The organism is Nocardioides sp. zg-1308, from assembly GCF_013155375.1.
GTDB lineage: Bacteria > Actinomycetota > Actinomycetes > Propionibacteriales > Nocardioidaceae > Nocardioides > Nocardioides renjunii.
On record NZ_JABJQY010000002.1, the window covers coordinates 2313480 to 2325342 of the forward strand.

The 11863-nt window shown below is 73.7% G+C and carries 14 protein-coding genes; 8 read left to right on the forward strand and 6 right to left on the reverse strand.

What is annotated here, in order from left to right; all coding sequences use genetic code 11:
- Positions 1–28: 28 nt before the first annotated feature.
- Positions 29–1075: a MaoC family dehydratase gene (locus HN031_RS12890; RefSeq protein WP_172270468.1), complete on the forward strand. Its 1047-nt coding sequence runs from the start codon at positions 29–31 to the stop codon at positions 1073–1075.
- 7 nt (positions 1076–1082) lie between these two features.
- On the opposite strand, the gene HN031_RS12895 is transcribed toward HN031_RS12890, so the two are convergent.
- Positions 1083–2177, reverse strand: coding sequence for a hypothetical protein (locus tag HN031_RS12895; protein WP_172270469.1), 1095 nt, complete (start codon positions 2175–2177; stop codon positions 1083–1085).
- 35 nt (positions 2178–2212) lie between these two features.
- Here HN031_RS12895 and HN031_RS12900 point away from each other — a divergent pair, with 35 nt between their 5' ends.
- Positions 2213–3034 (forward strand): class I SAM-dependent methyltransferase, encoded by an 822-nt coding sequence (locus tag HN031_RS12900; protein ID WP_172270470.1) that lies wholly within the window; start codon positions 2213–2215, stop codon positions 3032–3034.
- A gap of 95 nt (positions 3035–3129) precedes the next feature.
- Positions 3130–3315 (forward strand): DUF5302 domain-containing protein, encoded by a 186-nt coding sequence (locus HN031_RS12905; RefSeq protein WP_172270471.1) that lies wholly within the window; start codon positions 3130–3132, stop codon positions 3313–3315.
- A gap of 13 nt (positions 3316–3328) precedes the next feature.
- Here the strand turns inward: HN031_RS12905 and HN031_RS12910 are convergent, their stop codons facing one another.
- On the reverse strand, positions 3329–4513 hold the full coding sequence (locus HN031_RS12910) for an MFS transporter (protein WP_253943062.1): 1185 nt from the start codon (positions 4511–4513) through the stop codon (positions 3329–3331).
- A 48-nt stretch (positions 4514–4561) separates the two neighbouring features.
- Between HN031_RS12910 and HN031_RS12915 the strand changes: the two genes are divergently transcribed.
- The 4 genes from HN031_RS12915 to HN031_RS12930 all read left to right on the forward strand — a co-directional run bounded on the left by HN031_RS12915 (position 4562) and on the right by HN031_RS12930 (position 8103).
- Entirely contained in the window at positions 4562–5131 is a 570-nt protein-coding gene (locus tag HN031_RS12915; protein ID WP_172270474.1) for a histidine phosphatase family protein, read from the forward strand.
- Positions 5119–5973 carry a PHP domain-containing protein gene (locus HN031_RS12920; protein ID WP_367650754.1) on the forward strand — a complete coding sequence of 285 codons (855 nt, stop codon included), beginning with the start codon at positions 5119–5121 and terminating at the stop codon, positions 5971–5973. The genes HN031_RS12915 and HN031_RS12920 overlap by 13 nt, the downstream gene beginning before the upstream one ends.
- Positions 5970–6512, forward strand: coding sequence for an adenylate kinase (locus HN031_RS12925; protein WP_367650755.1), 543 nt, complete (start codon positions 5970–5972; stop codon positions 6510–6512). The genes HN031_RS12920 and HN031_RS12925 overlap by 4 nt, the downstream gene beginning before the upstream one ends.
- Positions 6513–6672: 160 nt before the next feature.
- The gene (locus HN031_RS12930) at positions 6673–8103 is read left to right on the forward strand and encodes an HNH endonuclease signature motif containing protein (RefSeq protein WP_172270475.1); all 1431 of its coding nucleotides are present in this window, start codon (positions 6673–6675) and stop codon (positions 8101–8103) included.
- A gap of 56 nt (positions 8104–8159) precedes the next feature.
- Here the strand turns inward: HN031_RS12930 and HN031_RS12935 are convergent, their stop codons facing one another.
- From HN031_RS12935 to HN031_RS12945, 3 genes are all read right to left on the reverse strand, one after another.
- Positions 8160–8582, reverse strand: coding sequence for a hypothetical protein (locus tag HN031_RS12935; RefSeq protein ID WP_172270476.1), 423 nt, complete (start codon positions 8580–8582; stop codon positions 8160–8162).
- Positions 8583–8602: 20 nt separating this feature from the next.
- Positions 8603–8815 carry a hypothetical protein gene (locus tag HN031_RS12940; protein ID WP_172270477.1) on the reverse strand — a complete coding sequence of 71 codons (213 nt, stop codon included), beginning with the start codon at positions 8813–8815 and terminating at the stop codon, positions 8603–8605.
- Between the two features lie 83 nt (positions 8816–8898).
- Entirely contained in the window at positions 8899–9576 is a 678-nt protein-coding gene (locus HN031_RS12945; protein ID WP_367650756.1) for an MOSC domain-containing protein, read from the reverse strand.
- A gap of 111 nt (positions 9577–9687) precedes the next feature.
- On the opposite strand from HN031_RS12945, the gene HN031_RS12950 reads away from it, so the two are divergent.
- Entirely contained in the window at positions 9688–11046 is a 1359-nt protein-coding gene (locus HN031_RS12950) for a hypothetical protein (protein WP_172270478.1), read from the forward strand.
- A 4-nt stretch (positions 11047–11050) separates the two neighbouring features.
- Here HN031_RS12950 and HN031_RS12955 read toward each other — a convergent pair whose 3' ends face one another.
- Positions 11051–11803, reverse strand: a complete 753-nt coding sequence (locus tag HN031_RS12955) for an SDR family oxidoreductase (protein ID WP_172270479.1) — start codon at positions 11801–11803, stop codon at positions 11051–11053.
- Between the last annotated feature and the right edge of the window lie 60 nt (positions 11804–11863).

Sequence of the window (11863 nt, forward strand, 5' to 3'; positions counted from 1 at the left end):
CGTCGCGGGTTGCGGCACCATGTCCGCCATGACCGCACACGCAGCGAAGACCGACCCCGGCCGCTTCTTCGAGGACTTCGCCGTCGGCCAGGTCATCGACCACGCCACCCCGCGCACCGTCACCGAGGGCGACCGGGCGCTCTACGGCGCGATCTACCCGACCCGCTTCGCGATCGCGTCGTCGGCGGAGTTCGCCGCGTCGGTCGGGCTCGTGCCCCACCCGGTCGAGGAGCTGGTCGGCTTCCACGTCGCCTTCGGCAAGACGGTCCCCGACGTCTCGCTCAACGCCGTCGCCAACCTCGGCTACGCCGAGTGCCGCTTCCACGCCCCGGTCGTGCCGGGCGACACGCTGCGGACGCGCTCGGAGGTCATCGGCCTCAAGCAGAACTCGAACGGGAGGACGGGCGTCGTGTGGGTGCGGTCCACGGCGACCAACCAGCGCGGCGAGGTCGTCATCGACTGGGCCCGCTGGGTGATGGTGCACAAGCGGTCGGCCGACGCGCCGGCGCCGGAGACCGTCGTGCCCGCCCTCGCGGACGTCGTCCGTCCCGAGGACCTCGTCGTCCCGGCGGGCCTCGACCTGACGTCGTACGACGTCGCTGCCGCCGGCGGGCCGCACCTGTTCGACGACTACGAGGTGGGGGAGCGGATCGACCACGTCGACGGCGTGAGCCTCACCGACGCCGAGCACATGATGGCCACCCGGCTGTGGCAGAACACCGCGAAGGTCCACTTCAGCACCGACGCCCGCCCCGACGGCCGGCGACTGGTCTACGGCGGGCACGTCATCTCCCTGGCACGGGCCCTGTCGTTCAACGGCCTCGCCAACGCCCAGCTCGTCGCCGCGATCAACGCCGGCGCCCACGTCGCGCCGGCCTTCGCCGGCGACACGGTCTACGCGTGGTCCGAGGTCCTCGACAAGGCGACCGTCGACGCGCCGGGCGTCGGTGCGCTCCGGCTCCGGCTGGTGGCCACCCGCGGCCGCGACGAGTCGATGACCCTGCGCGGCGAGGACGGCAGGCACGCCGACGGCGTCCTGCTCGACCTGGACCACTGGGTGTTCATCCCGCGCTGACCCTCGATCAGCTGCGCGAGGGCTCCGGGTCGGGCACGGTGCGGGCCAGCAGCTCGGCGGCGATGAGCTCGAGCGCGTCGTCGAGCGCCTCGGGCGGAGCCACGCCCAGCCGGTCGAGGACCACGGTCGCGGCGTCGAGCAGCTCGGCGTCGTCGGCCTCGTCGGGCGTACGCCCCGCGCGCGGGGCGGCGGGCAGGAGGTCGTCCAGGTCGCCGACGACGTCGTAGGACCGTTCGCCGAGCGTGGCGACCATCGCCTCCGCGCGCTCGCGCACCCAGTCATGGTGCTTCGCGGGGAGGACGAACGGCTCCGCGGGTGCGCTGCCAGCGAGCACGTCGCGGGTGAAGGCGCCCTTGCGGTAGCGCGTCACGTCGAGCGAGCGGCGCTCGCGCGGGAAGCGGTCGTTGACCCGCCGCAGCAGCTCGGCCTCGACGATGCCGATCGAGTCGTTGGGGAGGCGCGGCACGGTGTCGAGGTCGGTGACCTCCACGCCGAGCACCGTGCCGGCGCGACGCCACAGCTCGTCGCGGGGCGCGCCGGACGGGGGGACCGTGACCAGGTGGACGCGCTCGTCGGGCAGGCCCACGGTCCAGCGGTCGAGGATGGCCGGGACGTCCTGGTAGCGCCAGAACTTCTGCTCGCCGTCGCCGCGACGGGCGGAGCCGAGGAACCTGCCGAAGGGCTGGCGCGCCCCCTGCTTGACGCGCTGCTGCCAGGCCGACGGGAGCACCCGGCCGAGGTCGCGCACGGTCAGCACGAGGTGCACCTCGTCGGCGACGGCGGCGAGCCGGTCGAGCGCGCCGGCAGCGGCCTCGGGAGGGGAGTCGGAGAAGTGCTCGTGGCTGATCAGCACGTCGTCGCTCCACTCACCGGACCGCTCGAGGAGCCGGTCCCAGGTCCGCAGCTGCTCCTCGTCGAGGCGGCTGACGAGCGCGTCCATGCCCTTGACGACGGCGGCCGCGACGAAGTGGTCGCGCATCACCGCGCCCGGGAGGAGCAGCCCGCGGTGCCGCAGCGTCTCGCGGTGCTGCCACCACAGGTCGTGCAGGTAGGTCGTCCCGGACTTCGCGGTGCCGACGTGGAGGAACGCACGGCGGGCCATGCCGGTGACCCTACTGGGTGCGGCAGACTCGCCCCGTGGCCTGGGATCGCGACTTCTTCTACGACACCTACCCCCGGGCGGAGGCCGCGTTCGGGGAGCGCCTCGACGAGAGCCTGGACCCGCGCGGGCCGTCGGTGCTGCTGCAGGTGGTGCGCGAGCTGGACCTGCAGCCGGACAGCCGGGCGGTCGACGTCGGCTGCGGCGAGGGCGGTCACGCGTTCCGCCTCGCCACCCACTTCGGCTTCCGGGTGCTGGGCATCGACCCCGTCCAGCGCCACCTCGACCTGGCCCGCGAGGCCCGCCGCGAGGAGGTGCCCGACATCGCGGCGCGCGTCTCCTTCGAGCGCGGCTCGGCGACGCGGATCCCCGTGGCGGACTCCTCCCAGGACCTGGTGTGGTGCCGCGACGTGATGGTCCACGTCGACGACCCCGCCGAGGCGTACGACGAGTTCGCCCGGGTGCTGCGCCCCGGTGGCCACGTCGTCGGCTACCAGGCGGTCGCCACCGACCTGCTCGCCCCCGAGGAGGCCGACTGGCTCTTCGAGGTGATGGGGGTGGTGCCCGGCTCGGCGGACCCGCGCGTGCTCGACGCGGCGATCGCCGGCTCGGGGCTCGAGGTCGTGGACACGATCGACCTGGCCGGCGAGTGGGGGGAGTGGTCGCAGGAGCAGGACGGCCGCGCCGCGCGGGCGCTGCTGCACCTGGCTCGGCTGCTCCGCGCGCCCGACCGCTACCGCGCCGAGTTCGGCGACGCGGCGTACGACGTGATGCTCGGCGACTGCCGCTGGCACGTCTACCGGATGATGGGCAAGCTCGCCGGGCGCATCGACGTGCTGCGGGCGCCCGATCGCCGATGAGGTCGGCTTAACCGCTCGACCGGGGTCGACGTCTTTGGCAGGGTGGCAGTCCGCACCACGAGGCCGCACGCGACCCCTTTGATCCAGGAGGACCCATGCCTGACCAGGACCCCAACGCAGACATCAAGGCGAAGATGCGGGAGGCCCTCGATCGCAAGAAGGGTCACCACCACCCCGACGACAGCGCCGGCTCGCGCGAGAAGGCGCACGGCTCGGAGGTCAGCGACAAGAACGTCGCGAAGCCGATGCACCGCCGCAAGGCCGGGGGCGGCGGGGTCTGAGACCCGCTCCGACCTAGGACCGCGACGCGCCGGCGGACGACCCCGCGGGGTTCTCGTCCGCCGGCGCGAACGCCCTCGCCAGCCAGAACAGGGCCACGACCATGACCAGCGGCACCGCGAACCCCACCCGCAGGGAGCCGGCGCCGACCGCGCCCGTCATCACCGCCCCGAGCAGCGCCCCGGCGTAGTTGAACTGGTTGAACCGCGCCACGACGGCGTCCACCCGGGCCTGCCGGGTCGCCGGGTCCGCGTCGCGCCCGGCGAGCGCGGCGGCCGCCGAGAAGCTCAGCGGCGCCACGACCGCCACGCCGCAGCCGAGCAGCGTGAAGCCGACGACGGCCACCGGCCACGACGGGGCGGCGACGACCACGACGAGGGCGACGAACGCGATGGCGGCGCCCGCGCGCAGCAGCCGCACGGCGCCGACCTCCTCGGTGAGCCGGTCGCCGACCAGCCGCACCAGGCCGCTCGCGACCAGGTAGGGCAGCGTGGCGAGCGCGACGAGGTCCTCGGGTGCGCCGAACTCGTCGTCCAGGTAGACCGGTCCCCACGTGGCGGCGGCCGTGTCGACGGTGTAGAACGCCACCAGCGCCAACCCGACCATCACGATCGCCCGCCAGGGCACGCCGGTCTGGGTCGACGTGGCCGCCTCGCCGTGGTCCCGGGCGAGGTAGGGGGCAGCGGAGGCCAGGACGGGCAGCACCGCCAGCAGCGCGACGGCCGACCACGGCACGTCGCCCGTGCCGAGGGTGATCAGCGCACCGATGACCCCGCCGAGGGTCCAGGCGCCGTGGCAGGACGGCAGCACCACCCGGCCGAGCCGGTGCTCGAGCGCCACGGCCTGCATGTTGCCGGTGGCGTCCACCAGGCCCAGCCCGACGCCGTACGTCGCCAGCCCGAGCACGAAGACGACGGTCGAGGGGGCGAGCACGGCCACCGCGACGCCCGCGGCGAGGACGAGCAGACCGGCGCGCAGCACGGTCGCGCTGTCGAGGCGCGGGGCCAGCCGCTCGGCCACCAGCGAGCCGACCCCCGCCAGGAGCACCATCATCAGCAGCACCCCGGACAGGGCCAGCTCGCCGAGGTCCCACCGGTCCTGGATGCGCGGCAGCCGGGTGGTGAGGCTGATGAAGACCAGGCCCTGCACCAGGAACGCCGCGGAGATCGCCAGGCGGGCCCGCCGCAGGTCTGCAGTCATGGCGAGCATGGTGGCAGGCCGACCTCCCGCGCGTGGCAGACTCGCGGCATGTCGTCAGCCGAGGGAGCCGAGCTCTGGGTCGTCCGCCACGGCGAGACCGAGTGGAGCCGCGACGGCAGGCACACCTCGACCACCGACCTGCCGCTCACCGACGTGGGGGAGCTGGCCGCCGTCTCGCTGGCGACCCGGCTGGCCGAGGTGGAGTTCGACCTCGTCCTGACGAGCCCGCGCCGGCGCGCCCGTCGTACGGCCGAGCTGGCCGGCTTCCCCGAGGCGCAGGTCGACGAGGACCTCGTCGAGTGGGGCTACGGCGACTACGAGGGCGTCACGACCGCGGAGATCCGCGAGACGGTGCCGGGCTGGACGGTGTGGACGCACCCGAGCCCGGGCGGCGAGAGCGCCGACGAGGTGTCCGTCCGCCTCGACCGCGTCGTGGAGCGGACCCGGCGGCACGGGCGCAGCCTGGTCTTCGCTCACGGCCACTCGCTGCGGGTGCTGACCGCGCGCTGGCTCGAGCAGCCGGCCGACGAGGGGCGCTTCTTCAAGCTCGACACCTCCACCATCTCGGTCCTCGGGTTCGAGCGCGAGCACCCGGCGCTGCTGAAGTGGAACAGCTGACCGTGCGGATCGACCTCCACACGCACTCCCGGGCCAGCGACGGCACCGACACCCCCGGCGACCTCGTCCGGGAGGCGAGGGCCGCCGGGCTCGACGTCGTCGCGCTCACCGACCACGACGCGATGTCGGGCTGGGTGGAGGCGCAGCAGGCCGCCGACGAGGTCGGCATCACGCTGGTGCCCGGTCTCGAGGTCAGCACCGCCTACCACCACCGCGGCGTGCACCTGCTCGGCTACCTCCCCGACCCGGCCCACCCGCCGCTCGTCGCCGCGCTCGACCGGATCCTGGCCGGGCGCACGGCGCGGACGCCGGCCATCGTCGACGCGCTGCGCCGGCACGGCATCGGCATCACCGAGGAGGACGTACGCCGCGAGGCGGGCGGGTCCGTGGCCGCCGGCCGGCCGCACGTGGCGGACGCCCTGGTCCGGCTCGGCGTCGCCGCCGACCGCACGCAGGCCTTCGACGAGCTCCTCAACCCGGGCCGGCCCGGCTACGCCAACCGCTACGCCGCGCCGCTGGAGGAGATGGTGCCGATCATCACCGCCGCGGGCGGAGTGACGGTGATCGCCCACCCGTGGGGGAGGAGCGGGCGCTCCGTCCTCGACGTTGATGACTTCGCCCTCCTCAAGGACCTCGGGCTCGCCGGGATCGAGGTGGACCACCAGGACCACGACGCCGGCACGCGCGCCGAGCTGCGCGGCATCGCGCGCGACCTCGACCTCGTCGTCACCGGCAGCAGCGACCACCACGGGCTCGGCAAGGTCGACCACGACCTCGGGGTCAACACGACCGACCCGGAGCAGTACGAGCGGCTGATGTCCCTGGTCGCCTCCCGCACGTGAACGGCCCCCTGCCCGACCGGATCCTCGTCTACGGCGTCACCGGCAGCGGCAAGAGCACGGCCGCCCTCGCCATCGGTGCGCGGACCGGGCTGCCGGCCACCCTCGTCGACGAGCTGACCTGGCTGCCCGGCTGGGTGCCGGTCGAGGAGGCGGTACAGCGGGAACTGATCGGCGCGATCGTCTCCGAGGACCGGTGGGTGCTCGACTCGGCGTACGGCGCCTGGCTCGACCTCGTCCTGCCGCGCACCCAGCTCGTCGTCGGCCTCGACTATCCCCGCTGGCTGTCCTTCGCCCGGCTGGTGCGCCGCACCGTCTCGGGCGCGGTGACGAAGGAGCCGCGCTGCAACGGCAACGTCGAGAGCTGGCGCAACATGGTCAGCAGCGACTCCATCCTCCTCTGGCACTTCCGGTCCTTCGCCCGCAAGCGGGCACGGATGCGCGCCTGGGCCGCCGATGCCGAGGGTCCGGAGGTGCTCCTGTTCTCGCACCCGCGCGAGCTGGCGGCATGGATGGAGGGGCTGGGCCGCGCGGAGCCGTAGGGCCTGGCGCTCGTCGTGGGTTGTGGCGCCTCCGATGCCACGAGAGGCACGAGGGCCGCCACAGGGCAATGGGCGCCATGAGCGCATGTGTTCGAAAATGCCGATTCACAGGCCTGTTGCAACAGGTCAGACTGTCGGTGGGTGCTGCCACGATGGACCCATGTCCAGTCACACCATCCGCACTCCCGCCGCCCGGGCCTCCCGCCGCAGCGCGCTGGACCGAGCCGCGGCGGCGATGGCCGCCAAGCGGCGCGTCGAGGTCGAGGTGCTCGAGTCCGCGCTGGACTGGGCACGGACGCACGTCGTGTCGGCGGACGAGGACGCTGCCGGGTGGCGGTCGGAGACGGTCCGCCCGCTGGGCGGTCCGGGTGCGTTGTTCGGCGACCGGGCGCTGCCGATCGCGGGCGAGGGAACGCCGCTGGTGGCGGAGTTCGCCGTCATGGAGCTCGCTGCGGTTCTCGACCTGTCGCACGAGGGGGCGCTGTCCCTGGTCGGCGACGTGCTGGACCTCGCCCATCGGCTGCCGCGGTTGTGGGAGCTGGTCCGGGCGCTGCGCGTGCCGGCCCACCTCGGTCGCGAGGCGGCGCGGGAGTCGCGCGACCTCTCGCTTGCCGCCGCGGCCCGTGCCGACCGCCTCCTGGTGTGGCAGCCACGTCGGCTCAACCCCCACCGGGTCGGGGTCCTGGTCCACGAGGCCCGGCTCTACGCAGATCCCGACCGCGCGTTCGCGGACCACGACGCCGCCCTCGCATCCCGCCGCGTCGAGGTCCACCACGAGCACGGCGCCCCCGGGACCTCGGAGGTCTTCATGACCCTCGACACGGACGACGCCATCGCCTTCGACCGGACGGTCTCGACCATGGCGGCCACCATGCGCTCCCTCGGGCACCCTGGCGAGCTCGGGCCGCGCCGCGCCCACGCCGTCGGCCTGCTGGCCGACCCGCAGAAGGCGCTGGACCTGCTGGCGGTCGATCCAGCCGATCCGGACCGACCTGACCCGGACACCGACCCGTCCGTCGTCCTCGCCGAGGATCTGGCCCACGCCTCGCCGACCCCGTTCGGGGGAGTCGGCCACGGCGCCCGCGAGGCGGTGGTCGTCCTCCACGTGACGGACCGTGACCTCCTCGCCGTCGGCACACCCGACACGTCGTACCCCACTGCCGGCGGAGGTCGGTGCCCCGAGCTGGGCTCGCTCCTGGTCGGGCGGCTGCGCACCTGGCTCCTCGCGGCCGACAAGGTCACTGTGAAGCCCGTCCTCGACCCGGCGACCATGACCTCGGTCGACCAGCACGACCCGCCTGCCGCGATGGTCGAGGCTGTTCGCCTTCGCGACGGGACCTGCGTCTTTCCTCGCTGCAGCAGGCCCTCGAGGTCCTGCGACCTCGACCACATCGAGCCCTACGCCCCGTTCGACGAGGGAGGGCCGCCGGGGCAGACCAGGCCTGACAACCTCGCCCCGCTGTGCCGACGGCACCACCGAGCCAAGACCTTTGGTCGCTTCGCGTACGTCCGACTGCCCGACGGGTCCTACGAGTGGACCCTTCCCGCCGGGGGCCACGTCACCACCGATCCTCCGCGTCGACGACCCTGACCGCCCCGCCGATCCCGACACCTCGTGGTGATCGGGCTGGCAGCACGTGGACGGCTTCAGCGGTAGGGGAGGAAGTCGACGCGGTGGGCTCGCCGTCGCCACCCGGGCCACGGCCATGCGTTCCTCCAGCTCCGGGTCGTGGCGCCAGCGTTCCTTTCCTCGAGGCAACCGCCGCGACCGAGATGGAACGCCGTCGCGCGTCCTTCCACGGCGAGTCGGATGACCTCGTCGATCGACTGGACGGCCAGCGCGACGTCCTCGCTGAGCTCCGCCGGGACCGCCGCCTGGTCGTCGAGCTGCACCGTCCCGTGGTACCCGTTGCCGAGGTACAGGACGACACCGACCGCATCCGGCCTGCGCGGCACGATGCGGAGGAACGTCGCTCCGTGGTCCTCGCTGGTCTGGAGAGTGGCGCAGTCCGACAGTCGAGCGGCGTATTCCTCGAAGTGCAACCGGGGCACGGACACGGGGTCGACCATGGCCACCGAACGCCCCCCGGTCAGCCGGTCCGGTCCGTCGACCTGCGCGGGTGGACCTCGGCCGGCACACCCTGCCGCCCCTGCCACGCGCCCAGGAGGAGGAACGCGACCGCCACGACCGGCGCGGCGGGATCGACGGACAACGGGGTCGGGGCGAGCAGGGAGGCGAGGAAGAGCAGGGCAGCGCCGGTCAAGACGGCGTACCACCCGTCGCTCAGCATCCCGATCGCCATGAGGGAGAAGGAGGTCCGTAAAAGCTCACGCGCGCCAGACTAGTGGCCAGCGAGCCTGCCGCCAGGGCGTTCGGGCAGCGGGCTCAGGTCACGCGCCCCGCTCGCGGCCGCTGGTGGGCGTCGACCCGTTCGCGGACGTGCCCGGCAAGACCGTCCACCGCGAGCAGCGAGGGAAGCAGGGCCGGCTCGACGGTCAGGGCGCGGAACAACGTCGCCACGGTGATGCCGTGCGCAGGCCGCTCGACCACGTCCACGGCGTCGCCCGCTCGCAGCAGTCCTTCGTCGAGGACGCGGAGGTAGACGCCGGGCCGTCCCTCCCTCGTGAACCGCTTGACCCACGCGCTGGGGTCGTAGCCCGTGCGCTGCATCCACGTCTTGAAGTCGTTGCAGGGCGTCCGGACCGACGCCACCTCCAGGACGACGCCACCGATCCGCCAGCGCTCCCCGAGCAGGCACTGGCCGTGGTCGATCCCGACGGTGGTGAGGTTCTCGCTGAACTGCCCGTCGCCGATGCTCCTGCCCAGCTCGGCCGCCCAGTGGTCGAGGTCCTCGCGCGCGTACGCCGACACGGCGCGGTCGGGCCCGCCGTGGTTCACCGTGTCGAACACTCCGTCGCCGCGCAGCCCGCTGCTGGTGATCGGCACGGCGCCGGTGGCCGGCGCCTTGTCCATCCCGGTGGCGCCGAGCCCGGCCCAGGGCGCCGGCCGCGGCAGGCCGACGTTGACGGACGCGACGTGCGGCACGACGTCCTCGCGGATCACGGTCCCCCCTTGCCCGGCGTGCGGCACGCCTGCGCCGAGCCGTACCCCACCACACCCGGACGGATGCCGGCGTGCGCCTACCCTAGGAGCTCACCTTCCTCGGGGGTCCCTGTGCACCTGCTCCGCCTGCTCTCCGCTCCTGCCCTCGTCGGCGTCGTCGCCTCCCTCGTCCTGCCGTCACCCGGTGCGGTCGCCGGGGTGGAGGACGCTTGGAGCCCGCTGCAGGACGTGGGTGGCGCCACCGTCGCCGTGGCGCTGGAGGACGGGACGACCGCGCTCGTCAGCGTCGGCGGACCCGACGACGCCACCATCTTCGACCAGCGCCGCACCGCCGACGGCACCCTGCTGCCGCTAACCCTGGTGACCTCGGTCGAGCACGCGAGGAGCTGCCGCCCGGCCGAGGCCGTCACCGCGCGGGGCAGCTTCGCGGTCGCCGTGGAGTGCCGAACGAAGACCGGCGAGGACGACCCGCCCGCCACCCTGGTCGAGCTGGTGTGGACCCAGGACGACGGCTGGGTGACGCGCGTCGAGCCGGAGGCCGAGCTCGGGTCGCTCGACTACTCGGCGGGGGGCCAGTACGTCGCCTTCGCGACCAACAGCGAGTACGGCGAGCCGCACCACGTGACGAGCTACCACCCCGACCTCGGCTGGCGGGACCTCACCCGTGACGAGCTCGGCCTGACCGGGGACGACATCGTCGCCGCGATCAGCGACTCCGGCAACGTGGTCGCCGTGCGCGGTGCCGGCTTCGAGGACGAGCCCGGCTACTACTGGGGCGGTCGGCTCCGCGTCGAGACGTACGACGACGCGGCGGGCACCTGGACGCGACGGCTCGACCGCAGCCACCCCGACGGCGGCATCGACCCGCTGGCGGTGGACCTCGTCGGGCGTCGGTTCACCGCGACGATCGTCCGGTCCCGGTCGACGGGCGAGCTCGACGGCCTCGACGACCGGGTCGTCGTCCTGTCGGGCCGGCCGGGCGACCCGCGATCGTCCTCGGCGTCCCGCTGGAGCCGCTGGGTCCTCACCGGCTCGGCGGCCACCACGCGAGCGGGTGTCGCCGTCGCGTCGTGGCACGCCGTCGACCGCCGGGGGACCGCCAAGCCGTGGCTGGCGACGTGGGCCCCGAAGCGCCCGAGACCGTCCGTGACGGACCTCCGCTGGCGCACGACCCTGACCGACGGTGCGATCTTCGGTCGGGCCATGGACGTCTCGGTCAGCGCGAACGGCCGCGGCGCCCTCGCGTACGTCCGGCACCCCCGCGAGGACAGCTCGTGGACGGTGGCGGGCGAGTCGTTCCGGGTCGCGCGCGACGGGCGCCTGACCGACCGGGTGCCGGCGACGTGGGCGCGTCCGGCCGACACGATCGTCACCTCGGTGGCGAGCGCGCGGACCGCCAGCATCACGCTCGGGGGCATGATCGGCTCGGAGTTCCCGACGCTCGAGACGAGCTACACCACCCTGCCCTGAGCCCTCAGCGACGCCCGACCGACTGCGTCAGCCGCAGCACCCGGTTGGGGATGGCGCGTGTGAGCGCGACGATCGTCTTGTACTGCGCGCCCGGGATCGAGTACGCCCGGCCCTTGTCGAAGTCCTCGAGCGAGGTGCGCACGAGGAACTCGACGTCGAGCCACATGAAGCCCTCGCCGCGCTTGACGTCCATCCGCTGGTGGAACTCGGTCTTGGTGAAGCCGGGGCACAGCGCCATGACCCTGACCCCGCGGGACCCGTACTCCAGGTGCGCCCACTCGCTGAAGCTGTTGACCCAGGCCTTGGCGGCGGAGTAGGTGCCGCGGGGGAGGAACGCGGCGACGCTGGAGACGTTGATGATCCCGCCGTGGCCCCGCTCGGCCATCGGGCGGAGCGCGGCGTGGCTCAGCCGCAGCACGGCGGTGACCAGCACCTCCAGCATCGCGGTCTCCTCGTCGGCGGTGTTGTCGAGGAAGCGCTGCTTGAGGCCGAAGCCGGCGTTGTTGACCAGCAGGTCGACGGGGCGGTCGCGGTCGGCGAGGCGGGCCTCGACGCGGGCCAGGTCGTCGCGGTCGACGAGGTCGGCGACGAGCACCTCGACCTCCACCTGGTGGGCGCGGCGCAGCTCGTGGGCCACCTGCTCGAGACGGGCGGAGTCGCGCGCCACGAGGACGAGGTCGTCGCCGCGCGCGGCGAGCTGGACGGCGTACTCGTGGCCGATGCCGGCGGTCGCGCCGGTGATCAGTGAGGTGCTCATGGCGCCAGCATTTCAGTACGCGGCTCGCGCCCGCGACCCCGTCCTGCACAATTGCGGGCA